General features: G+C 73.9%; 23 protein-coding genes. 11 read left to right on the forward strand and 12 right to left on the reverse strand.

The genetic code is table 11. The features are described 5' to 3' along the window. Nucleotides 1–51 precede the first annotated feature (51 nt). The 4 genes from GA0070213_RS10945 to GA0070213_RS10960 all read right to left on the reverse strand — a co-directional run bounded on the left by GA0070213_RS10945 (nt 52) and on the right by GA0070213_RS10960 (nt 4,031). Nucleotides 52–1,494, reverse strand: a complete 1,443-nt coding sequence (locus tag GA0070213_RS10945) for a sensor histidine kinase (protein WP_091061612.1) — start codon at nt 1,492–1,494, stop codon at nt 52–54. Next, nucleotides 1,487–2,173 (reverse strand): response regulator transcription factor, encoded by a 687-nt coding sequence (locus GA0070213_RS10950; RefSeq protein WP_091061613.1) that lies wholly within the window; start codon nt 2,171–2,173, stop codon nt 1,487–1,489. Before GA0070213_RS10950 ends, GA0070213_RS10945 begins: the two co-directional genes overlap by 8 nt. A gap of 69 nt (nt 2,174–2,242) precedes the next feature. Next, nucleotides 2,243–2,755 (reverse strand): hypothetical protein, encoded by a 513-nt coding sequence (locus GA0070213_RS10955; RefSeq protein ID WP_091061615.1) that lies wholly within the window; start codon nt 2,753–2,755, stop codon nt 2,243–2,245. A gap of 103 nt (nt 2,756–2,858) precedes the next feature. After that, nucleotides 2,859–4,031 carry a thiolase family protein gene (locus tag GA0070213_RS10960; RefSeq protein ID WP_091061617.1) on the reverse strand — a complete coding sequence of 391 codons (1,173 nt, stop codon included), beginning with the start codon at nt 4,029–4,031 and terminating at the stop codon, nt 2,859–2,861. Between the two features lie 127 nt (nt 4,032–4,158). On the opposite strand from GA0070213_RS10960, the gene GA0070213_RS10965 reads away from it, so the two are divergent. Continuing rightward, nucleotides 4,159–4,593, forward strand: coding sequence for a PH domain-containing protein (locus tag GA0070213_RS10965; RefSeq protein WP_175441297.1), 435 nt, complete (start codon nt 4,159–4,161; stop codon nt 4,591–4,593). A 3-nt stretch (nt 4,594–4,596) separates the two neighbouring features. Here GA0070213_RS10965 and GA0070213_RS10970 read toward each other — a convergent pair whose 3' ends face one another. Further along, on the reverse strand, nt 4,597–5,538 hold the full coding sequence (locus GA0070213_RS10970) for a rhomboid family intramembrane serine protease (protein WP_175441298.1): 942 nt from the start codon (nt 5,536–5,538) through the stop codon (nt 4,597–4,599). Between the two features lie 25 nt (nt 5,539–5,563). Further along, nucleotides 5,564–6,094, reverse strand: a complete 531-nt coding sequence (locus GA0070213_RS10975; protein ID WP_091061623.1) for a peptidylprolyl isomerase — start codon at nt 6,092–6,094, stop codon at nt 5,564–5,566. Nucleotides 6,095–6,178: 84 nt separating this feature from the next. Between GA0070213_RS10975 and GA0070213_RS10980 the strand changes: the two genes are divergently transcribed. Further along, the gene (locus GA0070213_RS10980) at nt 6,179–7,000 is read left to right on the forward strand and encodes a hypothetical protein (RefSeq protein ID WP_091061626.1); all 822 of its coding nucleotides are present in this window, start codon (nt 6,179–6,181) and stop codon (nt 6,998–7,000) included. A gap of 102 nt (nt 7,001–7,102) precedes the next feature. On the opposite strand, the gene corA is transcribed toward GA0070213_RS10980, so the two are convergent. Together corA and GA0070213_RS10990 are read right to left on the reverse strand one after the other, a co-directional pair. After that, nucleotides 7,103–8,251, reverse strand: coding sequence for a magnesium/cobalt transporter CorA (gene corA, locus GA0070213_RS10985; RefSeq protein ID WP_091061628.1), 1,149 nt, complete (start codon nt 8,249–8,251; stop codon nt 7,103–7,105). 292 nt (nt 8,252–8,543) lie between these two features. Continuing rightward, entirely contained in the window at nt 8,544–9,638 is a 1,095-nt protein-coding gene (locus GA0070213_RS10990; RefSeq protein ID WP_091061630.1) for an aminotransferase-like domain-containing protein, read from the reverse strand. A gap of 203 nt (nt 9,639–9,841) precedes the next feature. On the opposite strand from GA0070213_RS10990, the gene GA0070213_RS10995 reads away from it, so the two are divergent. After that, the gene (locus tag GA0070213_RS10995; protein ID WP_091061632.1) at nt 9,842–10,711 is read left to right on the forward strand and encodes a 3'(2'),5'-bisphosphate nucleotidase CysQ; all 870 of its coding nucleotides are present in this window, start codon (nt 9,842–9,844) and stop codon (nt 10,709–10,711) included. Nucleotides 10,712–10,814: 103 nt separating this feature from the next. Beyond that, complete coding sequence (locus GA0070213_RS11000; RefSeq protein ID WP_091061634.1) at nt 10,815–12,455, forward strand: glycoside hydrolase family 26 protein; 1,641 nt, start codon at nt 10,815–10,817, stop codon at nt 12,453–12,455. Between the two features lie 56 nt (nt 12,456–12,511). Here the strand turns inward: GA0070213_RS11000 and GA0070213_RS11005 are convergent, their stop codons facing one another. Genes GA0070213_RS11005 through GA0070213_RS11020 form a run of 4 tightly spaced genes read right to left on the reverse strand, consistent with a single transcriptional unit; the run spans nt 12,512 to nt 15,472 of the window. After that, nucleotides 12,512–13,426: a glycosyltransferase family 2 protein gene (locus GA0070213_RS11005; protein ID WP_091061636.1), complete on the reverse strand. Its 915-nt coding sequence runs from the start codon at nt 13,424–13,426 to the stop codon at nt 12,512–12,514. Beyond that, a complete protein-coding gene (locus GA0070213_RS11010; protein ID WP_091061638.1) occupies nt 13,423–14,421 on the reverse strand; it encodes a sulfotransferase family protein in 999 nt (332 codons plus the stop codon). The genes GA0070213_RS11005 and GA0070213_RS11010 overlap by 4 nt, the downstream gene beginning before the upstream one ends. Further along, nucleotides 14,418–14,996: a glycosyltransferase gene (locus GA0070213_RS11015; RefSeq protein WP_091061640.1), complete on the reverse strand. Its 579-nt coding sequence runs from the start codon at nt 14,994–14,996 to the stop codon at nt 14,418–14,420. The genes GA0070213_RS11010 and GA0070213_RS11015 overlap by 4 nt, the downstream gene beginning before the upstream one ends. Beyond that, on the reverse strand, nt 14,996–15,472 hold the full coding sequence (locus GA0070213_RS11020) for a glycosyltransferase family protein (protein ID WP_091061642.1): 477 nt from the start codon (nt 15,470–15,472) through the stop codon (nt 14,996–14,998). Before GA0070213_RS11020 ends, GA0070213_RS11015 begins: the two co-directional genes overlap by 1 nt. Before the next feature lie 501 nt (nt 15,473–15,973). Between GA0070213_RS11020 and GA0070213_RS11025 the strand changes: the two genes are divergently transcribed. The 7 genes from GA0070213_RS11025 to GA0070213_RS11055 all read left to right on the forward strand — a co-directional run bounded on the left by GA0070213_RS11025 (nt 15,974) and on the right by GA0070213_RS11055 (nt 25,200). After that, a complete protein-coding gene (locus GA0070213_RS11025; protein ID WP_091061644.1) occupies nt 15,974–17,824 on the forward strand; it encodes a Wzz/FepE/Etk N-terminal domain-containing protein in 1,851 nt (616 codons plus the stop codon). Next, entirely contained in the window at nt 17,821–18,828 is a 1,008-nt protein-coding gene (locus GA0070213_RS11030) for a DUF3048 domain-containing protein (RefSeq protein ID WP_091061646.1), read from the forward strand. Before GA0070213_RS11025 ends, GA0070213_RS11030 begins: the two co-directional genes overlap by 4 nt. After that, on the forward strand, nt 18,825–20,309 hold the full coding sequence (locus GA0070213_RS11035) for an O-antigen ligase family protein (RefSeq protein ID WP_245716349.1): 1,485 nt from the start codon (nt 18,825–18,827) through the stop codon (nt 20,307–20,309). Before GA0070213_RS11030 ends, GA0070213_RS11035 begins: the two co-directional genes overlap by 4 nt. Continuing rightward, nucleotides 20,309–21,514 (forward strand): hypothetical protein, encoded by a 1,206-nt coding sequence (locus tag GA0070213_RS11040; RefSeq protein WP_091061648.1) that lies wholly within the window; start codon nt 20,309–20,311, stop codon nt 21,512–21,514. Before GA0070213_RS11035 ends, GA0070213_RS11040 begins: the two co-directional genes overlap by 1 nt. 17 nt (nt 21,515–21,531) lie before the next feature. Continuing rightward, nucleotides 21,532–22,395 carry a sulfotransferase family protein gene (locus tag GA0070213_RS11045; protein ID WP_091061650.1) on the forward strand — a complete coding sequence of 288 codons (864 nt, stop codon included), beginning with the start codon at nt 21,532–21,534 and terminating at the stop codon, nt 22,393–22,395. Then, nucleotides 22,365–23,972, forward strand: a complete 1,608-nt coding sequence (locus GA0070213_RS11050) for a lipopolysaccharide biosynthesis protein (RefSeq protein WP_245716350.1) — start codon at nt 22,365–22,367, stop codon at nt 23,970–23,972. Before GA0070213_RS11045 ends, GA0070213_RS11050 begins: the two co-directional genes overlap by 31 nt. Nucleotides 23,973–24,249: 277 nt before the next feature. Then, nucleotides 24,250–25,200, forward strand: coding sequence for a glycoside hydrolase family 26 protein (locus tag GA0070213_RS11055; protein ID WP_245716351.1), 951 nt, complete (start codon nt 24,250–24,252; stop codon nt 25,198–25,200). Nucleotides 25,201–25,387: the final 187 nt, after the last annotated feature.

A 25,387-nucleotide genomic window follows, 5' to 3' on the forward strand; every position in this document is an offset into this window, starting at 1 on the left:
TCCTCTCGTCCGGTGGTGACGTCAGCGTTCCGCACCGGCACGAGCGGACCGTCAGGCCGAGGTTCGAGTCAGGTAAGGGTCTCCGGGCAGCCGGACGGCGAACGCCGCGCCGCCCTCCGGGGCGTGCCCGGCGGCGATGTCCCCGCCCAGCCGGCGGACCAGGCCGGCGGCGAGCGCCAGCCCGAGCCCGCTGCCCACCTTGCGCACCCCCCGGTACCGCTGGTGCAGCGCACCCCGCTCGAACGCCACCGCCAGGTCGTCGTCGGTGAAGCCGGGCCCGCCGTCCCGGACCTCCAGGACACCGCCGGCGGCCGGGCCCGCGCCGGCCGGCCGCACCGCGAGCACCACCGGCGCGCCCGGGGGTACGACCCGCAGCGCGTTCTCCAGCAGCCCGTCCACCACCTGCCGGATCCGCCCCGGATCGGTGTACGCCGGCACCGGCACGCCCGGCGTCTCGACCCGGAACGGCACCCCCACCGCCGCGCACCGGTCCGACCAGGTGCGCTCGGCGTCGGCGGCGAGTCGGGTCAGGTCCACCGGCCCCGGCTCCAGCGGGAAGTCGGCGGCCTCCAGACGGGCCAGCGCCAGCAGGTCACTGACCAGCCGGTCCAGGTGTTCCGCCTCGGCGAGCACGGTACGGCCGGTCGCCGGGACCGCATCCGCGTCGAGGACGCCGTCGGCGAGCGCCTCGGCGTAGCCGCGGATGGCGGTGAGCGGGGTACGCAGCTCGTGCGAGACCGAGAGCAGGAACTCCCGTTGCCGGCCCTCACTGGTGGCCAGCGCGGCGGCCAGCCCGTTCAGCGCGTACGCCAGGTCGGCGACCTCGTCGGGCGGCTCGACCGGCACCCGGACCGCCCGGTCACCGGCGCGGAGTCGGGCGGCGGCGTCGGCCGCGGTGCGGATCGGCCGGGCCAGCCGGCGGGCGAGGAACAGCCCGGCGGCGGCCCCGGCGGCGAGGCCGGCCAGCAGCGGCAGCCACAGCCCGCGCAGCACCTGCCGCCACGGGCCGGTGGTGACCGCCCGGGTGAGCACCACCCCGTCGCCGCCGGGCAGCGCCCGCGCCTCGACCAGCCGGCGTTCCCCGTCGACGAGCCGCCGGCCGGACACGTTCCCGCCGGCGGCGACCCGGGCGACGAGCGGCGCGGGCAATCCGCGCCTGTCGACCTGACCGCCCCGGACCACGTACACGTCGATCCGCTGCTGGCGGAGCTGCCGGATGAGCCGGTCCCCGGCGTTGTCGCGCTGGCGCGCCGGCCGGATCCGCAGCACGTCGGCGGCGAGCCGGGCCTGGGCGGCCAGCGCGTCCTGGTCCCGCCGTTCCGCGCCGCGCACCGCGAGCGGCACCGCGACCAGCGCGGTGACCAGCACCGACACCAGCGCCACCGCGCAGGTGACGAGCACCGCGCGGGCGGTCAGGGTGTGGCCGGGCCGGCGGCCGGCGGGCGGCGCGCCGGGGCCGACGACCGGCAGCGCCATGGTGGGCGGCTCAGGCATCGGCCGCGTACCCGACGCCCCGGTGGGTGCGGATCACGCCGGCCGGGCCGAGCTTGGCCCGGACCTGCGCCACGTGCACGTCGACGGTCCGGGTGCCGCCGTGTGCCGCGTAGCCCCAGACCGCGGCCAGCAACTCCTCCCGGGTGAACACCCGGCCGGGCCGCGCCATCAGGTGGGCGAGCAGGTCGAACTCGGTGGAGGTGAGCTGCACCGGCGCTCCGCCGGCGGTCACCGCGCGCCGGACCGGGTCCAGCGTCACCGCGCCCAGCACCCGTGGCTGCTCGACCGGCGTGCCGGCGCTGCGGCGCAGCACCGCCCGCACCCGGGCGACCAGCTCACGCGGGCTGAACGGCTTGGTGACGTAGTCGTCCGCGCCCAACTCCAGGCCGACCACGCGGTCCACCTCGTCGTCGCGCGCGGTGAGGAAGATGACGGGCGTCCAGTCGTCCGCCGCGCGCAGCCGCCGGCAGATCTCGGTGCCGGCCAGGCCGGGCAGCGCGATGTCGAGCACGCAGGCCACCGGGCGCAGGCGCCGCGCGGCGGCCAGGCCGGCCGTGCCGTCCCGTTCCAGGTGTACGCCGAAGCCGTCCCGGGTCAGGTAGAGCCGGACCAGGTCGGCGATGGCCGGTTCGTCCTCGACGACGAGGACGAGCCCGCGCTGCGCGGCGTCGGCGGTCACCGGCCCATGATGACCGACCGGCGGCGCCGGGGACGGTCCGGGCGATGTTCGGGTTCGGTAAGGAGGACGTCAGTGCGCCGCGGCCGGGCGGAACACGGCGGGACGGGTCACGGCCGGCGGGTCACCGATGGTGGCGACCAGCCGTTCCGCCGGCGTCCGCAGCCGGGTCCGGAAGGCGTGGTTGAGCAACGCGTCGAGCTGCCACACCTGCTTGGGGTGGTGGGTCCGGATGAGGAAGCGCTCACGGGCCCCGTCGATGGCGGTGGCCGCCAGCTCCAGGCTGTGCGTTCGCGGATCCGGGCTCCAGGTGACGTTGCTCAGCTCGCGCAGCTCGGTGTTGAGGTGCAGGCGCAGCCGGTGCAGCACCCGGGTCTGCCGGGTCACCACCAGCCGGCGGTGGGTGAGGAGCATCAGGTATTCGCCGCCGACCGGGTGGTCCGGTCGGCTGCACCGGGTGACCAGGATGGTGGCGTCTCCGGAGCCGACGCACCGACGGAAGACGGGCATGTGCCGGGTGGCGGTCTGGGTAGCCAGGCCGGTCTCGGCGGCGGCCGGGAGGAACGTTCGCGAGAACACGTCCATGCCCGGTGCAACGAGCGTCTGACCTGGAGTGATATGGGTCACGCCCGATTTCTGGAACTTCCATCCGTGCAAATCGCACCCGGGGTGCGACGTCCGGCTGCGCTCAGAGCAGCTCGACGATCGTCGCGTTGGCCATCCCGCCGCCCTCGCACATGGTCTGCAGCCCGTAGCGGATGCCGTTGTCCCGCATGTGCTGGAGCATCGTCGTCATGATCCGGGCGCCGGAACCGCCCAGCGGGTGACCGAGCGCGATCGCCCCGCCCCGCGGATTGAGCCGCTCCGGGTCCGCCTCCGTCTCGGCCAGCCAGGCCAGCGGCACCGGGGCGAACGCCTCGTTCACCTCGTACACCCCGATCTCCTCGATGCCCAGCCCCGCGCGGCGCAGCGCCTTCGCGGTGGCCGGGATGGGTGCGGTGAGCATGGCCACCGGGTCGTCGGCGGCGACCACGGCGGTGTGCACCCGCGCCAGCGGGCGCAGGCCGTGCCGGCTCGCCCACTCGGCGGTGGTCACCGCCAGCGCGGCGGCACCGTCGGAGATCTGCGACGCGGACCCGGCGGTGACCACGCCGTCGGCGCGGAACGGGGTGGCCAGCTCGCCCAGCTTGGCCAGCGACGTGTCCCGGCGGATGCCCTCGTCGGCGGCGAACTTGCCGCCGTCGGCGAGCGCCACCGGGGCCAGCTCCGGGTCGAACGCCCCGGCGTCCTGCGCGGCGGCCGCCTTCTCGTGGCTGGCCAGCGCGAACTCGTCGAGCTGAGTGCGCGAGAAGCGCCACCGCTCGGCGATCAGCTCCGCCCCGACGCCCTGGTTGAACGGCAGCGGCGAGTCCGCCGCGACGCCCTCGACCCCGCGGTAGCGCTCCAGGATCGCCGCGCTGAACGGCATCCCGCCGGCCACGCTGGAGCCCATCGGCACCCGGGTCATCGACTCGACACCGCCGGCGACGACCAGGTCGGCCTGCCCGGAGAGGACGGTGGCGGCGGCGAAGTGCAGCGCCTGCTGACTCGAACCGCACTGCCGGTCGAGCGTGGTGCCGGGGACCGACTCGGGCCAACCGGCGGCCAGCACCGCGTTGCGCGCCACGTTCCAGGACTGCTCGCCGACCTGCGACACGCAACCCCACACCACGTCGTCGACCTGGCCGGGGTCGATGCCGGTGCGCTCCGCCAGGGCACGCAGCACGTGCGCCGACAGATCGACCGGGTGCACGCCGGCGAGGCTGCCCTTGCGCCGCCCGACCGGGGTCCGTACCGCACCGACGATGACCGCGTCACTCATGTCTACTCCCCGGTAACCTCGCTTCCCCCGATCCTACGTGCTGACCGATCGGTCGTCCTCCCCCGCCGTTCCCGCGGCTGGGTCGTGCGGTCGCCCTCCCGGCGGTGGTGGCTGGCATGCTTGGCGCATGGATCCACAGCCGTCGCCGGCCCGGCAGTGGCGCGTGCCGCGGTCACTGCCGCTGGTCAAGGCGCTCGGCGCGCTCGCCGTGGCCGCCCTGGGCCTGCTCCTGGCCGCCGGTGACCCCATCCGCCCGGCGCTGGCCGGCGCGGTCGCCGCCGCGCTGCTCGCCTGGGCACTGCGCGACCTCGTCGCGCCGGTCCGGCTCGCCGTCGACCCGGAGGGGCTCACCGTGATCCGCGGGTACGCCGGCCGGCGCCGGCTGCCCTGGGCCACGGTGGAGGCGATCCGGCTGGACCGGCGCAGCCGCCGCGGCGTGACCGCCGAGACGTTGGAGATCGACGCGGGCGAGTCACTGCACCTGTTCGGCCGCCGCGACCTGGACGCGCCGCTGGACGAGGTGGCCGCCGCGCTGACCGCCGCCCGCGCCGCCGCCCGCTGACGGTCAGCCGGTCAGCGCGGCGGTGCGGACCAGGGTCAGGCCGATCAGGGCCACCAGCACGAGCGCGCCGCCGGCCGCCTGGAACGCGGTTCGCCGTGCTCGCGGCGCGTACGCCAGGACCAGCGCCATCACGGCGCCGACCACCAGCCCGCCGAGGTGCCCGGCCACCGAGATGCTGGGCACGGTGAACGTGAAGATCAGGTTGATCACCAGGATCGGCACGATCGCCGAGGTGTCCCGACCCATCCGGCGCATGATCACGAAGATCGCGGCGAACAGGCCGAAGATGGCTGTCGACGCGCCGGCGGTGGACCGGTTCGGCGCGGTGAAGACGTAGGCGGCGACGTTGCCGCCGAGCCCGGCGATCAGATAGAGCGCGAGGAACCGCAGCGGCCCGAGCACCGCCTCCAGCGTCCGGCCCAGCACCCAGAGCGCCCACATGTTCAACAGCAGGTGCAGCACGCCGAAGTGCAGGAACATCGCGGTGACCAACCGGTACCACTGGCCGTCGGCCACCCCGCCGAGCGTCTGGTCCGGGAGGATCGCCAGGCCGATCACGCCGCCCCAGTCGGTCAGCGGGGTCGACTGACCCATCAGGCCGCCGAGGCCGCCGCCGGCCACCGCGGACCCGCTGCGCGCCGAGATGACGGAGAACACCATCATCAGCACGTTCAGCCCGATCAGGGCCTTGGTGACGTAGCCCTCGCGGCCGGCGGCACCGCCACCGAAGGCGGTGCGCGCCGGCCGCACGCTGCGGCGTCCCTCCGCGACGCACTCCGGGCACTGGTGGCCGACGGAGGCGTCCCGCATGCACTCCGGACAGATCGGCCGGTCGCAACGCGTGCACCGGAGGTAGGTCTCCCGATCGGGGTGCCGGTAGCAGACCGGAGTGGTCGGCACCGGCCCCTCGGTCGCGTCGCCTGCCGGCCCGGAGCGCTCAGTCATGCGAGCAAAGGTACCCGCGCGACGCTCAGGACTGCTGCCGCTCGATCTCGACCCGCTCGATCACCACGTCCTGCAGCGGCCGGTCGCTCGGCCCGGTGGGGGTGTTCGCGATCGAGTCGACCACCTTCACCGACTGCTCGTCGGCCACCTGGCCGAAGATGGTGTGCCGGTTGTTCAGGTGTGGCGTCGGTCCCACGGTGATGAAGAACTGCGAGCCGTTCGTGCCCGGCCCGGCGTTCGCCATCGCCAGCAGGTACGGCCGGTCGAAGCGCAGCTCGGGGTGGAACTCGTCGGCGAACTTGTAGCCCGGGCCACCGCGACCGGTGCCGGTCGGGTCGCCCATCTGGACCATGAAACCGCTGATCACACGGTGCGAGATGGTGCCGTCGTAGTACGGCCCGCTGCCCGGCTGGCCGGTGCGCGGGTCGGTGTACTCCCGGGTGCCCTCCGCCAGCTCGACGAAGTTGCGGACGGTCTTCGGCGCGTGGTTCGGGAAGAGCTCCAGCCGGATCGGGCCGGCGTTGGTGTGCAAGGTGGCGTAGACAGCCTCGGCCACGGGTACTCCTCACTCGTTGGTCAGTTCCTTGCGGATCCTCCCATGTGCCCGATCTGGCCATGCGGAGGCATCCGAAGGTGGAGGATGACGAAGGAACAACTCCCAGGAGGTGGGACCGTGTTTGGAATCGGGCGGCGAAAGACCCAGGGCCAGCTCGCGAAGGTCGAGCTGAACCAGGGCATCGGTCACCTGAGGCAGGCCGCCTCACACGCGGCGAAGGGTGCCGGCGCCACGGTCGGCCCGCGGGTCCAGGCAGCCCGGGTCGCGGTCGCACCCACCGCCGTCCTGGTTCGGGACCGGGCGTCCAGCGGCGTCGCGTCGAGCGCCGCCGCGCTGGCGCCGGTGCTCCTGGCCGTGCGCAACGCCCGGGCCGAGGCCGCGGGCAAGGCGCTGACCGGCCGCAAGGCCGTGGCGGCGAAGCAGTCCGCGATGACGAAGAAGGCGAAGAACATGAAGGCCGGAAAGAAGAAGCAGCGCAGGTCGCGGGGCATGACCACCGGCCTGCTGATCGCCGGCACGGTCGCCGGCCTGGCCGGGGCGATGGCCATGCGCCGCCGGCGCGAGCAGCAGGAGTGGGCCGAGTACGACCCGACCGGCGCGATCGCCCCGACCGGTCAGGACCGGTTGGAGCCGATGCGGGAGGACGTCGACACGATCGTGGTGGAGACCCCGGACGCGACCGCGAAGGTCACCCAGGCCGGCCCGGCCGGAGCCGGCAGCTCGGCCGTGGCCGACGGCAGCAGCGCGTCGACCACCGCGCCCGGCGCCGACCCGGTCATCCACCCGAACAGCCAGGTCCCCTCGGTCGCCGAGGGGGCCCGGGACGTCTCCGGCCGCCCGGCCGACGACATCACCAAGGCCGCGCAGAACGGCAGGAGCGCCGCCAAGGCCAGCGGTCGCCGCTGAGCCGGCTCCGGCCGTCGGATCATCGCCGGCGCGCGGGCACACGTCCCGCGTGGCCGGCGTTTCCGTGCCCGCACCGGCCGCGTCCCCGGCCGGTGCCGCCGGTCAGAGCCAGCCGTTGCGGCGGAACCAGCGGTAGAGCACGAACGACAGCGTGAGGTTCACCGCCCAGATGCCCGGATAGCCGTACGTCCACTTCAGCTCGGGCATGTTGTCGAAGTTCATGCCGTAGATGCCGGCGATCGCGGTCCACACCGCACCGATCGCGGCCCAGGCGGCGATCTTGCGCATGTCGTTGTTCTGGTCGACGGTGACCTGGGCCAACCGGGCCTGGAGGATCGAGTTGAGCAGGTCGTCGTAGGAGTTGACCTGCTCGACCGTGCGGCTGAGGTGGTCCTGCACGTCCCGGAAGTAGCGCCGCACCTCCTGCGGCACCGCGCGGTTGGCCTGGGAGGTGAGGGTCATCAGGGGCCGCTGCAACGGCACCACCGCCCGCTTGAACTCGACCAGCTCCCGCTTCATCTGATAGATCCGCTGGATCCGGCCGCTGCTCTGGCGGTCGAAGACGTCCGCCTCCAGCACGTCGAGGTCGTCCTCCAGCCGGTCGGCGACCTCCAGGTAGAGGTCGACCACCCGGTCCGTGATCGCGTACGCGACCGCCCACGGCCCGTGCCGCAGCAGGTCCCGCTTCGCCTCCAGGTCGGCGCGCACCGGCGACAGCCGGCAGGCGTCCCCGTGCCGCACGCTGATCACGAAGTTCGGCCCGATGAAGAGCATCACCTGGCCGGTCTCCACCACCTCGGAGTTCTCCGTCAGCTCGGCGTGCTCGCAGTAGCGGGCGGTACGCAGCACCAGGAAGACGATCTCCCCGAAGTGCTCCAGCTTCGGCCGCTGCTCGGCCTTGACCGCGTCCTCCACGGCCAGCTCGTGCAGGCCGAACGTGGCGGCGATCTCGGTCATCTCGGTCAGGTCGGGCTCGTGCAGGCCGAGCCAGACGAACCCGTCGCGCTCCCGGCGGGCGTCGGCCAGCGCCTCGGCGTACTGCGGGCGGCCGGGCCGACGCTCGCCGTCGACGTAGAGCCCGCAGTCGACGATCCCGCTGCGCCCGGAGCGGGCCGGTTGCGGCGTCCGCGGCGAGCCGTCGGCGTTGAGGATGCGGGACATGGCGCGTACCGGTGCCGCCCAGGCGCGCGGCCTGGCCGTCCGGTCGCCGTTCTGGCCGGCGTTTCGCTCGCGTGCCACCCGGTCCGTCATCTCTCGCCCCCTCTCCACGCGGCTGCGGCTTGCAGGCTACGCCGCCGGGGAGCGCGGGTGCCGGTCACGTGGGTGGCGCCGGGCGGGCCGGCCGCGTCAGGGGGGTGAGGGGCGACACGGCCCACCCGGCACCCTTGGGGGCGGGAGTGATGCTGGACGCGCCGCCGTCCCGCCGGGACGGGTCGCCGACCGGAAACGTGAGCGACGCTCGCAGCATTGTGGGCCGAAGGCCGGCCCGGCGGGAGAGCCGGACCGGCCGGCGAGGTCCTTCTGTCGGAAACCCGACAGATTCTCAGCCGCGAACGGCCGCCATCGCCTCGGCGAGCCGCCGGACACCCTCGTCGATCCGGTCCGCCGTCACCGCGGAGTACGCCAACCGCAGCGCGTGCCGGCCGCCGTCGACCATGAAGTCGCTGCCCTTCACCACCGCGACACCGCGCTCGGCCGCGGCCGGCGCCAGCCGGTCGACCTCCACGTCCTCCGGCAGCTCCACCCAGAGGAAGTAGCCGCCGTCCGGCTCCACGAACCGGGCCTCCGGGATGTGCCGGCGCAGCGACTCGGCCAGCGCGCCGGCCCGCTCGCCCAGCGCGGTGCGGACCGTGTGGATCGACCGCTCGATCGATCCGGAGACGCAGAACTGGTGCACGATCGACTGCGCCACCATGCCCGGCGAGATGTAGAGGTTGGTGGCCTTCTTGGCGATCGCCGCGATCAGCTCCGCCGGGCCCACCAGGTAACCGACCCGGACACCCGGGCACACCGTCTTGGTGAAGCTGGAGGCGTGCACCACCACGCCCCGGCCGTCCATCGACAGCATCGAGGGCAGCGGCTCGCCCCGGAAGCGGATGTCCGCGTACGGGTCGTCCTCGAAGATCGTGAACTCGTACTCGGCGGCCAGGTCCAGCAGCTCACGACGCTTCTCCAGGGAGAGCGTCACGCCGGCCGGGTTCTGGTAGTTCGGGATCACGTGGGCCAGCCGCGGCCGGACCCCGGACTCCAGCAGCTTGCGCAGCTCGGCGGTGTCCAGGCCGTCCGGCTGGATCGTCACGCCGTGCACCTCGCCGCCCATCTGCTGGAGGTTGAGCAGCGTGCGGTCGTACGTCGGGCGCTCGACGACCACCGCGTCACCCCGGCGGACCAGGTGGTCGAAGAGGAACGCGTCGGCCTGCAACGAGCCGTTCGTGACCAGCACCTGGTCGGCCTCGACGCCGTGCTTCTCGGCGATCCACTTCCGCAGGGGCGGGTAGCCGACGGAGGTGCCGTACGCCGTGACCCCGGCGGGGTCGGCGTCGAAGGCGCGGACGGCGGCGGCCTTGAGCCCCTCGACATCGACGATGTCCAGCGAGGGAGCCCCACGGGCGAAGGAGATCAGCTGCTCGGCGGTCATGCGCAGAGCCTAGGGCCTGGCCCGACGGGTCCGACCGGCATACACGCGAAGTTCAACATGCGGGCGGTCGTGGGTGCCCACCAGGGTCGACGGAGCCGAGACCGGCTCGCGACTGTCTACGATCCGACCGGACGGTGGCACCGACCGGACCGGCCGCCGAAGGATGACGGGTCGGCAGACCCGCGAGACAGGGATGGGGCCTCGTGACCGAGGACGAGACGGGACGACTCGACGACCAGCGGTTCGCGCAGTGGCTGGCCACCGAGGCCGGGATCGCGCTCACCGCACTGCGGGAGCGGCAGGGCCACGCCGACCCGAAGGCGCTCAAGGACGCCGGCGACCGGGCGTCGCACGAGCTGATGACCGCGGCGCTGGCCCGGTGGCGCCCGGCCGACGCGGTGCTCTCCGAAGAGGAGGCCGACGCGCGCCGGGCCTGGGCGGACGGCGAGCGTGCGCCCCGGCACGAGGCGGACCGGGTCTGGATCATCGACCCGTTGGACGGCACCCGCGAGTTCTCCGAGGCCGGACGGGACGACTGGGCGGTGCACGTGGCGCTCTGGCAGCGCTCCGCCGCGCCGGACGGCGCGCTGGTCGCCGGCGCGGTCGGCATGCCGGCGCGCACCACCGTGGACGGTGAACCGGTCGTCCTCGGCACCACCTGCCCGATGCCGAAGGCGACCGACGGGCCGATCCGCATCGCGGTGAGCCGCAGTCGTCCACCGGCGTTCGTCGGCGAACTGGTCGAGCCGCTGGGCGCCCGGGCCGTGCCGATGGGATCGGCCGGGGTCAAGGTCTGCGCGGTGGTGACCGGCGAGGTCGACGCGTACGTCCACGCGGGCGGCCAGTACGAGTGGGACAGCGCCGCGCCGGTGGCCGTCGCACTGGGCGCCGGCATGCACGCGTCCCGGATCGACGGGTCGCCGCTGCGCTACAACCGGGCCGACCCGCGCCTGCCCGATCTGCTGGTGTGTCGCCCCGAACTGGCGGACCGGTTGCTCGACGCGATCTCGCGTACCGGGGTCGAGATGCCCGCTTCGGCCGTCACCGGTGAGCAGGGTGAGGCGTTCGGCTGAGAGTGACGGTACGTACGGCCAGGGTGAACGAGGGATATTGTCGGGCGGGAATGCGCGTCCGACCTGAGCCCACGACACGGGCCGCCGACAGCCAGGGAGGGCCATGCCGGCCGACCGAGACCCGCACACCGCCTTCGGGCAGCCGCCCGGCCTGTGGCCGGGGCAGGACATTTCGCACCAGCCGGACAGCCTCACGCTGCCCTGGCCCGACGCCCGGGCCGCGCCGCCGGCGCCGGCGCAGGTCCACGACGACCTGCCCTGGCCGGAGCGCGAGCTGCCCGGCCAGGGCCACCCGGCCCAGCCGTGGACGGACGCCGACCAGGGCTGGCCGGGCTACGACCCGGTCGGCGTCGACCGCGCGTCGCGTGCCGCCGGCCCCGCGTCGGGCCGGGGCCCGTCGGCCGGGCCGGCGTTCGACGACGGCACCGGCTGGACCGGCTCGCCGGAGGGGACCGGTCCCGGGCCGGACTGGGGTCCGCCCGCCGGACCGACTCCGCACGAGGGTGCCGGCTGGGGCCCGCACGAGGGTGCCGGCTGGGGCGGACCGGTCGACGGCGCCGGCCGGGGCGAGGCGGCGACCACGACCGCCACGCTGACCGACCCGCGTACCCGACCGGGCGTCGGCGGCCCGGGACAGCCGCCGCCCCCGCCCGTCGCACCCGGCCCGCCGCCCGGCGGGGCCCGAGGGCGTGGGCGGATGGTGCTCGCGGCGGCCGTGGCGCTGGCCATGGTCGGCGGCGGCGTCGCGGTGGCCGCCCTGCGGCCCGACGCGACCAACCCGCAGGCCGGCCAGGTGCCGACCACCGCCGGGCCGGCGCCGTCGGCCGGCCTGGGCGCCCCCGCCGCGCCCGGCGCCGCCTCCCCGAGCGCCGCCCAGGGCCTCGGTGGCAAGCCCGCCGTGAAGCCGTCGGCGTCCGCGAGCGCGAACGCCAACGGCTTCTCCGGGACCCGGCTGACGCTGCCCGGCGCCTCGGTCGACCCGCAGAACGGGGAGACGTTCAGCCAGGCGCTGTCCCGCTCCGACCGCACCATCGGCCGGCTGCGGATGGCCCGGGTGTTCTACCCCGGCCTGCCGCCGGCCTGGGACGGCAGCCGCAGCGACATGGTCGACCGGACCGTGGTCGTGTCCTTCAAGGCGCCGCCGCAGGAGATCAACGCGGGCAAGTACGACGCCCGGCTCACCTCCTGGTTCGCCTCGATCCCCCGCGACCACGACGTCTACTGGGCCTACTTCCACGAGCCGGAGGACGACGTCGAGCGCGGCTCGTTCACCGCCGCCCAGTACAAGCAGGCCTGGCGCCGGATCGCCGGGATGGCCAACCGGGCGAACAACCCGAAGCTGATCAACACGGTCATCCTGATGTGCTGGACGGTCGACCCGAAGTCCGGCCGCAGCTTCGACGCCTTCTATCCCGGCAGCGACCTGGTCGAGACGATCGGTTGGGACTGCTACAACTGGGCGGTCAAGTGGAAGCGCTACGCGCCCCCGACGGAGGTCTTCGACCGCATGGTCGACAAGTCCCGGGCGCTGGGCAAGCCGTGGGGGCTGGCGGAGACCGGCAGCGACCTGCTGCCCGGTGACGCCGGCACCGGGCGGGCGGCGTGGATCCGCTCCATGACCAGCTACATCAACGGCAAGCGGCCCGAGTTCGTGGCCTACTGGAACAACGCCGTCAGCTACGGCGACTTCCGGCTGCTCGACCAACCGAGCATCCAGGCGTGGAAGTCGTTCTGCGTGGCCTGACCGGCCCGGCGCGGTGAACGGGCGGGCGCCCTGGGGTCGCCCGCCCGTTCACCGTCTCAGATGCCCCGGCCGCGCTTGTGCAGCGTGCGCAGCACCCGGTCGGCCTGTACGGCCCGGCTCGCCACGGCCAACGCGAGGTAGGCGCGCGGCTCCTTCGGGTTACGGGCCAGCGTGCGCCGCGCCCAGCGCACCGCGTCCCGCCGGTTGCCCATCGCCGCCTGCGCGAAGGCGATCTGACCGGCCACCCGCGCCTCACCGTGCGGCACGGTGGCGAACTCCGGATAGCGGCGCAGCAGCCACTGCAACGCGGTCGAGATCGTCTCCCAGCGCTGCGCGAAATAGGACCGCTTGTGCCAGCGGACCAGCACGTACGGGCTCTCCACGTTGACCAGCGGGGCGTACCGGGCGGCCCGGAGCAGGAACTCGTAGTCCTCCGCGTAACTGCCCGGGATCTGCTCGTCGACCAGGCCGATCGCGTCGAGCAGCGCGGCCCGCCGGATCAGGAACGTCGACGGGTGCAGCTCGGTGAGCCGGTCGCGCAGCAGCGCCTCCAGCGAGATCCGGGCCCGGTCCAGCGAGCGGTCCACCGTGCGGTCGTCGTAGCTGACCCGGATGCCGCAGCTCACCAGCGCGCCGTCCGGGTGCGCGTCGAGCGCCCCGAACTGGGCGGCCAGCTTGCCGGGCAGCCACTCGTCGTCGTCGTCGCAGAACGCCACCCAGTCGCCGGTGGCCGCCTCGATGCCGGTGTTGCGGGCACCGGCCAGCCCGGCGGTGCGGGTGTTGGTGATGACCCGGACCCGCCGGTCGCCACGGTCCGACTCCAGCGACCGGTCCGGCTCGGACTGGTCGTAGACCACGATCGCCTCGACCAGGCCGGGATGCGCCTGGCTGAGGATCGCGTCGAGCGCCGCGCGCAGCAGCTCCGGACGGTCCCGCGTCGGTACGACGACCGAGATGCTCGGCCCACTCATGCTCTCTCCCCGGACTCGTCGGATCCCCGCTGGCCCAGGTAGCCGTAGCGGACTCGGAGGGGCAGCGTGGCCAGGCTGACCACGGCCCGGCTGCGGCGCGGCAGGCGGTCCCGCCACGCCTCGTCCCGCCGTACCGTCAGCGGGCCGCCGCTGAACCGCAGCGGGTTGCCCGCGACGCTGTGCGCGCGGAACGGCGCGGCCGGCTCCGCCGAGGCCTCCGGCGCGCCGCCGGCCAGGATGCGCAACGCCGCCGGATCGTCCGGCAGGCCGGTGAAGTCCCGCAACCGGCGTACGGTGCCGGCCGGGTCGGCGGTGAAGTCCTCGTAGCGCAGCCGGAGCACCTTCGCCCGGCCGGCGAGCAGGTGGAACGCGGCGTTCTGCGCGGTCCACAGCTTGCTCACCTCGAACGGCGAGAACGTCGGCATGAAGTCCTCGCCGTCCACCACCTCGGGCCGGCGCACCTGCTTGCCCCACGAATACGCCACCGCCCGACTGTCCCGGACCAGGTGCAGCACCCGCAGGTCGAGGTCGTCGGCCCAGCTCAGCGCGAAGGCGAGCGAGGCGTGCTTGCTGGAGTCGACCACCACCCGCGCGCCGGTCACCGCGAGCGCGGCCCGGTAGATCCGGGTGTAGAGGTCGGCGTAGCGGCGCACGTCGGCGAGCTGCTCCGCGGGGAGCGTGTTCTTCGCCAGCCGGGGGATGTGCCGGGTCCGGTCGACCCGGTCCTTGAGCGCCAGCACGTCGTCGCGATCGACCGCGGACCAGCCGCCGAACGCCTCGTCACCGACCTGCCGCCAGAACGGGCAGGCGGTGAACCGCTCGCCGCAGCCGCACCGCTCGTCGGCGCCGAGCGCCCGCTCCCAGAGGTGCACCACCTCACCGACCGCGCACACGTCCCGACTCTGCGCCAGCAGCAGTTCCAGCAGCGTGGAGCCGCTGCGGCCGAGGCCGCCGACGAAGAGGACCCGGGGCTGCGGCGACTCCGGCGCGCTCATCCGCGCCGCCCGCCGGCCCGCTGGCGGACCCGGCGGGCCACCAGGTCGTCGATCACGGCGCCGACCCGGGCGACCGCCTCGGCGCGCGGGTCGGGCCGGCCCGGGTCGGCGGTCAGGGCGAAGCGGGCCGGCTCGGCCAGCCCCTCGTCGAGCGCGGCGAGCAGCTCGGCCTCGGACTCGCACAGCCGGACCATGCCGGCCGCCCCGAGTCGCCGGGAGAACAGCTGCTGGTGGTTGTCGACGTGCTCGTCGTGGGTCGGGTCGCGGGGCACCACGATCGGCAGGTGGCCGGTGCGCCGGGCCTCGGTGATGGTGGCCGGGCCGCCGTGGCTGACCACCAGCGTGGCCTCGGCCATCGCGCGTTGCAGCTCCTCGTGGCCGAGGAACGGGGTGGCCTCGGGCAGCGCCGGCGGGCGGCTGTGGCCGTACTGCAGGACGAGCCGCACCCCGGGCCGGGCGGCGTGCCAGCGCTCCAGCCAGCCGACCAGGCGGTCGAAGCGGTGCACGTCGGTGCCGACCACGACCAGCACGAACGGCGCCGAGCGGCGGTCCCGCTGCTGCGGAATGTGCGCCATCAGAGGAGGTTCCCCACGACGGTCGCCTCCGGGTACATCCGGCGCTGCTCCTCCCACTGCACGAGCATCGCGGAGAGGAAGGGCCGGCAGAGCCGGGCGGTCAGCGTCGCGCTGTCGATCCGGTCGTACACCTCGATGTAGACCGTGGGGATCCGGCGCAGCCGGGCCGCCACCACGAACGGCAGGGCGACCCCGGCCCCGGTGGTGACCACCGCGGCCACCGGACGCCGGCGGATCACCTTCAGCGCGAGGAACGCGTTGCGGACCAGGTTCTTGACGTTGCGGGTGGTGGGGTGGTGGGCCCAGACCACGTCCTCGCCGTCGAGCAGCGAGCGGGCGTCCGGTGTGTCGAAGGTGACCCAGGCCCGGCGCCGATCCCGGTACCAGGGTTCCAGTGCCAGCAACTGGGCCAGGTGGCCGCCGCTGGAGCCGACCAGCAGGACCTGCCCCGCGCCGTCGGTTGACCCGCTCACCACAACGTTTCCTCCCGTACACGTGTGATCGCGTCCGGATTTACGTGAATGACCCTCGGACGCGCCCTGACAACCTACTGGCGCGCCCCTGGACAACTGAAGGGGCCGTTGGACGGATCCCGGCCCACCGGTCGGGTCACCTCGGGATTCCCGCCGCCGGGATCCCTCCGGGGGCGGGACCCGCCAGGTCAGTCGCGGTGCCACCGGGGTGGCGGGCCGGGCCGACCACGTCGCGGCGGCATGTGTCAGGATTCCGTCACCGCTCCGCACGCGAGCCGGCGACGACGTCGGCTCCCGGGGGCAGGTCGGGCCCGCTGCCGGGAACCCGCCGAATGGCCAGCACCGGTCGGCCATCTCTATGCGGGCTGCCCACACCTGGGCAGGCTTACCGGAACGTGAGCAGACTTTCCCTCAACGTTCGGATCGGGGACACTCGAAGTCACGGTCAGGTCCAGCTGTGCCGTGGGACTGCCCGGCTCGGTCGAAAGGGAGCGACAGACACTCATGCCCTCACCCCATTTGGCCGAGAACGACGCCGACGGTCTTGCCCTGATGGCCTACCTGGGCTGGTTGCGCCGCCGCTGGTGGATCCTCCTGCTCGCCGCGGTCCTCGGTCTGGCCGGCGGCCTGGCGGTGAGCCAACTCCAGGAGGCGCGCTACACGTCGACCACCTCCCTGCTGGTGCGTCCGCTCAGCTCCGGGTCGGAGAACAACCCCAACACCAAGGTCAACCTCGACACCGAGGCGCAGGTGGTCCGCTCGCTCGTGGTGGCGGAGCGGGCGAAGGACCTGATGAAGATCGGCACCGGCGGCGACGAGCTGGTCAAGTCGGTGACGGTGACCGTCCCGCCGAACAGCCAGATCCTCCAGGTGGCCTACGAGGCGACCAGCCCGGAGGAGGCGCAGTCGGGCTCGCACGCGTTCGCGCAGGCCTATCTCGACCTGCGCAAGGCCACCGCGCAGAAGGCGCTGGAGAACGAGACCAAGGCGCTGACCCAGCAGATCGACCAGGTCAAGAAGCAGCTCAACGAGGTCGCCGGGAGGATCGCCGCGGCGCCCTCCAACTCGCCCGAGCGCCAGCGCGCCGAGGCCGACCAGAACGTGCTGACCAACCAGCTGAGCGGCCTGAACAACCGGCTCAGCCCGCTCATCTCGGCCGACATCGACCCGGGCGAGATCATCTCGGATGCGCGGCTGCCCGACCACCCCAGTTCCCCCAACCGCACCCTGAACCTGGCCAGCGGCATGGGCGCCGGCCTGCTGCTCGGCATCGTCCTGGCGTTGGTGCTGGACCGGCTGGACAACCGGGTCCGGCGCGGCCGCGACATCTCCGACCGGGTCGGCCTGCCGCTGCTGCTGGAGCTGCCGGCCCGCACCCCGTCGCTGTCCGTGCTGCCCGCCTCCCACAAGATCTCCCGAGAGCTGGGTCGGCTGCGCAACGTCCTGCTCTCCGCGGTGCCCGAGCCGGCGCAGGCCGGTCGCGGCCGCCAACTCCTGCTCTGCGACGGCTCGGCCGGCACGGCAGCCGGGTTCGTGGCCGCCAACCTGGCCGCCGCGTACGCCCGCACCGGCGCGCAGGTCGCCCTGATCACCACCAAGCCGGACTCGGCGTTGAGCAGCATCACCGGGGTGGCCGAGGGGCGGCACAGCCTCGCCTCGGTGCTCCGCCGCGACGTGCCGGCGCTCAAGGCGCTGGCTCCGGTGCCGGGGCTCGGCCAGCTCCGGGTGCTCGTGCCGGGCGACCTGGACGCGGAGGTCGAGCTGCCGGTCGCCGGTCTGTTGGAGATCCTGCACGAGCTGACCGCGCGCTTCGACCACGTGCTCATCGAGACGGCCCAGCCCACCCACGCGGTGGAGGCGCAGGCGCTCGGCCGGTACGCGGACGCGGTGATCGTGGTCGCCGAGACGGGACGCACCCGCAGCGTCGAGATCACCGCCGCGCTCCAGCAGTTCGAGCAGGTCAACGCGCCGGTGCTCGGTGCCGTGCTGGCGCCGAGGATGCCCGCGGCACCGGCCGCTGCCCGGCCGACGACGCCGTCGAACCCCGCCACCCCGGCAGGTCCGGCAAACCCGACGAACCGGCCCAAGCCTCGGCCGAGCCCCGGGCCCTCCGCCGAGTCCACCATGGTGCTGCCGCGGATGCGGCCCTCCGGCAGCGGCGCCCCGGCCAAGCCGGCGACCCCCGGGCCGGCGTCCGGCACGGCGTCCTCCACCCCGGTCAAGCCGCCCGCGCCGCGCAAGCCGTCGACCCCGAGCAACCCGATGCCGGTCAACGGCGGTGGCGGGACCTACCGGTCCCGGGGCGACGGCGACGGCCGCAGCTACGCCCTGGAATCCGGCGAGGACCTGGGGTGAGTCGCCGGCAGATCCTCCGCGCCACCGTCGTCGGGCCGCTCATGGTGGCCTGTCTCGTGACGGCGTGCCAGCCCGAACCCAAGCGGGGTGGCGTCCAGGTCGTCGAACCGGGCACCGCGCCCGCGACGACCGCGGCGAGCGCCGCCCCGAGCCAGCCCCCGGCCCCGTTGACCGGGGTGCCGGCCGGCACCCCGGCGGTGACCACCCGGCCGGCGCTCGCGGTGCCGTTGCGGGTGACCCCGTCGACCACCCCAACCGGGCTGGACGCGGCCGACGTGGTCTACGCCGAGTTCGCCGAGTCCGACTCCCTGCACCTGACCGCGGTGTTCCACTCACGGGAGGCCGCCAAGGTCGGCCCGGTCACCGAGATCCGCCCGGTCGACATCCGGTCGGTCGCCGTGCTGCGTCCGTTCGTCGGCTACGCCGGTGGCCCCACCGGCTTCCTGGCCCAGTTCAAGGACTCGAAGCTCGGCGGGGTCACGCCCGACGACGACGACAAGGCGTTCTCCGGGGACCACACCTCGACGGCGGCGCTCTGGCGGGCGGCACCGAAGGCCGCACCGCCGCCGACCCCGGTGCTGGACTACGCGACGACGCCGGGCGACGCGCTGGCCGGGCGCGACCTCGCCCCGGCCCGGCAACTCACCGTGAGCGTTCCCGGTGGTCCGCCCATGGTGTGGCGTTACGACGCGGCGAAGAGGGTGTGGACGACCCGGGTGGGCAAGGCGACCGTCGCGGCGACGTCGGTGGTGGTGCTGACCACGGAATACCGGACGATCGACGTCCGCAAGCCGTCATTCCGCTCGCTGCCGTCCGCCAAGGTCTTCGGCCAGGGCGCCGCGGTCGCCGTCTCCGGCCCGTCCGGCGCCAAGGGGACCTGGCGGAAGCCGGGCCAGGACCTGGTCTGCAACGTGGTGGACGCCGACGGCGGCCTGATGCATCCGCAGCCCGGCAACGCCTGGGTGGTCTACGTGTCGAGCACCGCCAAGGTCACGCTCGGATGAGCACCCTCGCCCCGAACGAACCGACCCACGGATTCGCGCCGCCGCCGACCGGCTCCCCGGTGCCGGGCGCCGTCCCGGCCCGGACGCCGGTCCGGCCCACGGCTCCGTCGTTCCGACTGTCGCCGTCCTGGCCGCTGAGCGCGGCGTTCGTGCTCTACCCGGTCGCCTGGATGCTCGGGGTGTCCACCTTCATCTTCGTCGTGCTGGCCGTGCCGATGGCCGTGCAACTGCGCCGCCGGGGTTCCGTCCAGGTGCCGCCGGGCTTCGGCATCTGGCTGGTCCTGCTGCTCTGGATCTTCCTCTCCGTGGTGATGCTCGACCTCCGGGCACCCAACACGCTGCCGCCCTCCGGCGGCGGCCGCTACCTCGGCTGGGGCATCTGGCTGGCCAACTACGTGGCCCTCACCGTGGTCATGCTCTACGTGCTGAACCTGCGCGAGCGGGAGCTGTCGCAGCGCCGGGTGATCCGGCTCTTCGGCTTCATGGGCGTGGTCACGGTGATCGGCGGTTACCTCGGCTCGCTGCTGCCGTCGGTCGGCTTCGTCGCGCCGCTCAACTACCTGCTGCCGCCCTCCATCGCCAACCAGCCCTACGTCGCCTCGCTGATGGACGTGCGGTTCGCCCAGGTGCAGCAGGTGCTGGCCGGCGAGAGCGAGTCGCCCCGCCCCTCGGCCCCGTTCGAGTACACCAACTCGTGGGGCGAGAACATCGCGATCCTGCTGATCTGGCTGATCGTCGGCTGGGTCGTGCTGGGCGGCCCGGTGCGGCGCCTGCTCGGCATCGCGATCGCGCTGGCCGCGATCTTCCCGATCGTCTACTCGCTCAACCGCGGGCTCTGGGTCGGCCTCGGCATCGCCGCGGTCTACGTCGCCATCCGGCTCGCGCTGCGCGGCCGGATGGTGGTGCTCGGCGGGCTCGCCCTGGCGGTCGGGTTGATCGGCGTGCTGGTCGTCGCCACCCCGCTCGGCCGCACGTTCGACGAACGGCTGCAGAACGGGCACAGCGACGACATCCGGGCCACCCTCTCCGCGGGCGCGGTCACCGCGGCCAACCACTCGCCGGTCCTCGGCTACGGCGGCAACCGGGCGCTGATCGGCAGCAACCGGTCCATCGCCATCGGCAAGTCGGACGACTGCAAGCAGTGCGGCAACCGGGAGCTCGGCAGCAACGGCCAACTCTGGGCGCTGCTCATCGGCCAGGGGTGGGTCGGCGCGCTGGCCTACAACGGCTTCTTCCTCTACTGCCTCTGGCGCTACCGGCGCGACCACAGCGCCATCGGTATCGCCGGCACGCTCGTCATCATCCTCATGCTCTTCTTCCAGTTCACCTACGGGGCGCTGGAAGCCACCCTCGCCTACGCCCTGATCTCGGTGGCCCTGCTGGCCCGCAACGACCGGCGGCGCCGGGCCCTCGCGCCGACGCCGCCCAAGGGCACGATCGCCGGGCTACGGGCCCGACTGGAAGCAGCCGGTGACCGCTGATGGTGTTCCGCGTACCCCCGGACGGCGACGGCCGCTCCGCCTACCTCGGTGAGCTGGCCGGCCTGATCTGGCCCGAGCCGGCCGAGCCCGCCCTGCGTCGGGGCGGCCCCGGCTGGGTGGTGGTGCCCTCGGCCGCCCGTCCCCGGCTGCTGGTGCCCACCGGCTCCGGCCGGGCCGCCGCCGGCGCCGTACGGCACTCCACCGAGGCGGTCGGCCGCAAGGCCAGGCTGGTCCGGCAGGGGCTGGCCACCGCGTTCCGACTCGGGCTGGGGCCGGTGGTGTTCCGCGACCGGCTGGTGGTCGACGGCGGCGGGCTGGACGCCTACCTGACCGAGGTGCTCGGCGAACCGGCGCTGGTCAGCCTGCACATCGGGCCGGCCCGGGCCAACCGCAAGCCGGTGCTGCAACTGCTCGCGCCGGACGGCCGGGCCCTGGGCTACGCGAAGCTCGGCGTCGACCCGCTGACCCGGGCCCTGGTCGACGCCGAGGCCGCCGCGTTGCGCCGGCTCGCCGGCGTGCCGCTCGGCCCGGTCGTGCTGGCCGGGGTACGCCACCACGGCGACTGGCACGGACACGCGTTGCTGGTGCAGGAGGCGCTGCCGGTGCGGCTGCCCCGGGCCACGCCGGCCGTGGCGGCGGAGGCGGAACGGGCCGCCATGGTGGCGGTCGCCGGCTGCCTCGGCGTACACCGGGGTTCGTGGGCGGGCAGCGGGCACGCGGCCCGGCTGGCCGGCGCGGTGGACGAGCTGGGTGACCGGCCGGAGGCCGGGCGCTTGCGCGCGGTCCTCACCTCGGTCGCGGACGCCGACCCGGTGGTGGCGTTCGGCGCCTGGCACGGGGACTGGAACGGCGGAAACAGCGCGGTGCTGGCCGACGGCCGGGTGCTGGTCTGGGACTGGGAGCGGTTCGAGGCCGACGTGCCGGCCGGTTACGACGCGCTGCACCTGGCGGTGCAGGGTGCGATGAGCCACGACGGGGTGGAGCCGCCGGCGGCCGCCCGGGCGCTGATCGCCGGCGCGGACCGGACGCTCGCGCCGTTCGACCAGGGCGGCGGGGGCGCCGACCTGGTCGCCGTGCTCTACCTGGTGGAGCTGGCGACGCGTTATCTGCGGGACCGGCAGGCCGAGGCGGGTGCGCGACTGGGGCACGTCGACACCTGGCTGCTGCCTGCCGTCGAGGAGCACCTGGCCCGCCGGGCCCGGTGAGAGTGAGGAGTGGGGACGTGACGGTGGCCAGGGAGCAGGCGCTCCGCGCGGTGAAGTCGGTGAGTCGGACGGTCGGTCGGTTGACCGCGGGCTCACGGATGGTGCCGGGATTCCTGATCGTGGGGGCGCAGCGCTGCGGCACCACCTCGCTGTTCAAGACGCTCTCGCAGCACCCCGGGGTGCTGCCGCCCGCCTATCACAAGGGCGTGCACTACTTCGACATGTCCTACCACCGGGGGATGAGCTGGTATCTCGGCCACTTCCCCACCACCAGCAAGGCCGACGCGGTGAAGGAGCAGCTCGGCGTACGCGGGATCACCGGCGAGTCGAGCCCCTACTACATGTTCCACCCGCTGGCCGGGCAGCGGATCGCCAAGGACCTGCCGTCGGTGAAGCTGCTGGTGCTGCTGCGCGACCCGGTGGAGCGGGCCTACTCGGCGCACTCGCACGAGCTGGCCCGGGGCTTCGAGACCGAGGCGGACTTCGAGCGGGCGCTGGCGCTGGAGGAGCAGCGGACGGCCGGCCAGCGGGAGCGGATGACCGCCGACCCGTCGTACGCCAGCGAGCACTTCCAGCACAACGCCTACCTGGCCCGGGGCCGCTACATCGAGCAGGTGGAGCGGCTGGAGGCGCTTGTCGGCCGGGACCGGCTGCACGTCATCGACAGCGACGACTTCTTCGCCGACCCGCGCCCGTCCTTCGACGCGGTCTGTGACTTCCTCGAGCTGCCCCGCTGGGCGGACATCGCCTTCGGCAAGCACAACTCGCGGTCCCGCTCGCCGATGTCGGCCGAGCTGCGGGCCCGGCTGGAGGACCACTTCGCCCCGTACGACGAGCGGCTGGCCACCTGGTGGGGACGCGTGCCGTCGTGGCGGCGGTGACCCGGGCGGACGCCGGAGGGGTCGAGGCGGCGGAGGCGCCGGCCGGCGGCACCGGGTCCGGCGCGGGTCTCGGCGGCGCCGCGCGTCAGGGCTTCGCCAACCTGGTCGGGGTCGGGCTGGCCGCGGTGGCCGGCTTCGGCCTGAACATCGTCATCACCCGCGGCTGGTCGGTCCGCGAGGCGGGCATGTTCTTCGCCGCCACCAGCGCGTTCATGATCGCCGCGTCGGCGGCCCGGCTCGGCACCGACGTGGGGACCATCTACTTCGTCAGCCGGCACCGGACGCTCGACCGACGCGACCGGATCCGCGGCACGATCGCGGTGGGTCTCGTGCCGGTGCTGGTCGTCGGGGCGATGCTCGCGGTGGCCGGCTGGCTGGCCGCCCCCGCGTTGGCCCGGCTCACCATGCCGGAGGCCGGCCCCGGCGCGGTGACCGCGCTGCGGGTGCTGCTGGCGTTCGTTCCGCTCGCCGCGCTCAACGACTACGCCCTCGCCGCCTGCCAGGGCTTCGGCCAGATGCGCCCGCTGCTGACCGTGGAACGGCTCGGCCGGACCCTGGTGCAGTTCGTCGCGGTCGCCGTGGCGGCCTGGCTCGGCCTCTCCGCCACCAGCGCGTTGCCGCTGGCGTGGGCGCTGCCCTATCTGTTCGCGGCCGCCGCCGGCCTGCTCTGGCTCCGCCGGCTCGTCCGCCGGGCCGAACGCGACGTGCCGAGGCCGGTGCCGGCGACCGAGCAGATCGGCCCGTTCTGGCGGTTCACCGGGCCCCGCGCGCTCAGCACGCTGGCCGCGATCGTCGTGCAGCGGCTCGACATCGTGCTGCTCAGCGCGTTGCGCGGGCCGGCCGACGCGGCCCTCTACACCGCCGCCACCCGGTTCCTGGCCCTCGGCCAGCTCGCCGGGACGGCCCTGGGCAGTTCGGTGCAGCACCGCATGGCGGCGGCCTTCGCGCGCGCCGATCACGACGAGGCGCGTCAGCTCTACCAGGTGGCCACCGGTTGGCTGGTGCTGTTGTCCTGGCCGATCTATCTGGGTTTCGCCGCCTTCGCCGCGCCGATGCTGGCCCTGTTCGGCTCCGGCTACGGCGCCGGCAAGTCCGTGGTGGTGCTGCTCTCGCTGGTCATGCTGGTGGCCACCGGGTGCGGCATGGTGGACGTGGTGCTCAACATGGCCGGCCGCACCGCGTGGACCTTCTACAACGCGATGGCCGCCACGGTCCTCAACGTGGTGCTCAACCTCGTGCTCATCCCACGCCACGGCATCGTCGGCGCGGCGCTGGCCTGGACCGGCGCCATCCTGGTGAACAACCTGGTGCCGCTGGCACAGCTCTGGTGGTCCCTGCGGCTGCACCCGTTCGGGCACGGCAGCCGGGTCGCCATGACGCTGGGCCTCGCCTGCTTCGGCCTGCCGCTGGGGGTGGCCGTCCTGTTCGGCGCCGCACCGCTGGTGCTCGTCGTGGTGACGCTGGCCGGTGGTGCCGCCTACCTGGCGGCGGCCTGGCGCTGGCGCGGCACGCTGCACCTCGACGCGCTCCGCAGCCTGCGGCGCGGGGGCGGCGCGGGAACGGCCGCCCGGGCCTGACCCGCCGGCGTCCGCGCGGTCCGTCGATGATTCGGGGTCCGGCGGACAGGACTCAACACGGGTAGAGTGCCAAGGGTCGCCTGCCCGCCCGGCTGGCCGTCGCCTCGGGGAGGTCCGCCAGGGCTGCATTCGTCGGCCGGCGACATCCTGGGGAGAGGTTGCGGTGGTGCTACGGGTGCGGCGTGCGTTGGCGTCTCTGTCCATTCTGGCCTGCCTGGTTCCGGCGGTGGTGGCCTGCGACTCCGGGTCGGGCCGACCGTCCGGCCAGGCGTCCTTCGTGCCTCCGCCTCCGTCGGTGGCGCCCCGCACCGACCCGGTGCGCACCACCGGCCGCGGGCCGGAGCCACCGGAGAAGGGCGCCTGGCTCGGCGCCTGGGTCCAGCCGGAGTTCCACAACCCGGCCGGGCGGGCGACCGCGTTCGAGGCGTTCGACCAGGCGGCCGGCGGCAAGCTCACCGTGGCCCACATGTTCCACGAGTGGAACAAGCCCTTCCCGGGCGACACCCAGACCGCGTTCAACGCGATGGGCAAGCTCCAGATGATCTCGTGGAGCGGCACCGACACCCGGTCGACGGTGAGCGGCGTCTACGACCCGCTGATCCGACAGCGGGCCGAGAACGTGAAGGCGTTCGGCATCCCGGTGCTGCTGCGCTACCGCTGGGAGATGGACCGGCCCAACCTGCGCGCCAGCGTCCACTCGCCGGAGGACTACATCGCCGCCTGGAAACACATCCGGGCCATCTTCACCGAGGTCGGCGCCACCAACGCGGCCTGGGTCTGGTGCCCGCACGCCGACGGCTTCGCCAACCCGGAGCGCGACGCCGCGGCCTACTACCCCGGCGACGACCAGGTCGACTGGCTCTGCGCGGACGTCTATCCGGGCACCGAATGGGTGAGCTTCGCGGAGCGCATGGACCACTTCATGGCGTTCGCCAGCAAGCACCCCCGGCCGGTGGTGATCGGCGAGTTCGGGCCGACCGAGAAGGGCCGGCCGGGCCAGCGGGCCGACTGGCTGCGCGGGGTCCGTGGCTACCTGAAGGAGCACCCGCAGATCAAGGCCGCCATGTACTTCTCCGGCCGGGACACGAAACCGGTGTACGACACCACCTTCGACGACGACCCGGAGAGCGCGGCGGTGTTCCGCGAGTTGGCCACCGATCCCTACTTCTCCCCACCGCTGCCGAACCTCAGCCCCACCTCCGCGCCACCATCCACATCCACTGAGTGATCTTTCCTCGTCTTTTCGTTCGATCCGGGCCCTTTCCTCGGCCAAAAAGGCCGGTCCCGGGTGGACGCGCGGTGGCCGAATGCGAGAAGGTGTTTTCCTCACGTCTGCGGTCGGCCGCGTGCGGCCTCACCTCGCGTCGCCACCGGCCACGATCGCAGCGCCTCCGACGTTCCCCCCGGAGCAGCCT

It is taken from the genome of Micromonospora humi, assembly GCF_900090105.1.
Taxonomy (GTDB): Bacteria; Actinomycetota; Actinomycetes; order Mycobacteriales; family Micromonosporaceae; genus Micromonospora; species Micromonospora humi.

Coding starts and splice junctions, on each gene's coding strand:
- GA0070213_RS10945 (WP_091061612.1), bottom strand. CDS start 1,494: ATGCCTGAGCCGCCCACCATGGCGCTGCCGGTCGTCGGCCCCGGCGCG.
- GA0070213_RS10955 (WP_091061615.1), bottom strand. CDS start 2,755: ATGGACGTGTTCTCGCGAACGTTCCTCCCGGCCGCCGCCGAGACCGGC.
- GA0070213_RS10960 (WP_091061617.1), bottom strand. CDS start 4,031: ATGAGTGACGCGGTCATCGTCGGTGCGGTACGGACCCCGGTCGGGCGG.
- GA0070213_RS10965 (WP_175441297.1), top strand. CDS start 4,159: ATGGATCCACAGCCGTCGCCGGCCCGGCAGTGGCGCGTGCCGCGGTCA.
- GA0070213_RS10970 (WP_175441298.1), bottom strand. CDS start 5,538: ATGACTGAGCGCTCCGGGCCGGCAGGCGACGCGACCGAGGGGCCGGTG.
- GA0070213_RS10980 (WP_091061626.1), top strand. CDS start 6,179: ATGACGAAGGAACAACTCCCAGGAGGTGGGACCGTGTTTGGAATCGGG.
- corA (WP_091061628.1), bottom strand. CDS start 8,251: ATGACGGACCGGGTGGCACGCGAGCGAAACGCCGGCCAGAACGGCGAC.
- GA0070213_RS10990 (WP_091061630.1), bottom strand. CDS start 9,638: ATGACCGCCGAGCAGCTGATCTCCTTCGCCCGTGGGGCTCCCTCGCTG.
- GA0070213_RS11000 (WP_091061634.1), top strand. CDS start 10,815: ATGCCGGCCGACCGAGACCCGCACACCGCCTTCGGGCAGCCGCCCGGC.
- GA0070213_RS11005 (WP_091061636.1), bottom strand. CDS start 13,426: ATGAGTGGGCCGAGCATCTCGGTCGTCGTACCGACGCGGGACCGTCCG.
- GA0070213_RS11010 (WP_091061638.1), bottom strand. CDS start 14,421: ATGAGCGCGCCGGAGTCGCCGCAGCCCCGGGTCCTCTTCGTCGGCGGC.
- GA0070213_RS11015 (WP_091061640.1), bottom strand. CDS start 14,996: ATGGCGCACATTCCGCAGCAGCGGGACCGCCGCTCGGCGCCGTTCGTG.
- GA0070213_RS11025 (WP_091061644.1), top strand. CDS start 15,974: ATGCCCTCACCCCATTTGGCCGAGAACGACGCCGACGGTCTTGCCCTG.
- GA0070213_RS11035 (WP_245716349.1), top strand. CDS start 18,825: ATGAGCACCCTCGCCCCGAACGAACCGACCCACGGATTCGCGCCGCCG.
- GA0070213_RS11040 (WP_091061648.1), top strand. CDS start 20,309: ATGGTGTTCCGCGTACCCCCGGACGGCGACGGCCGCTCCGCCTACCTC.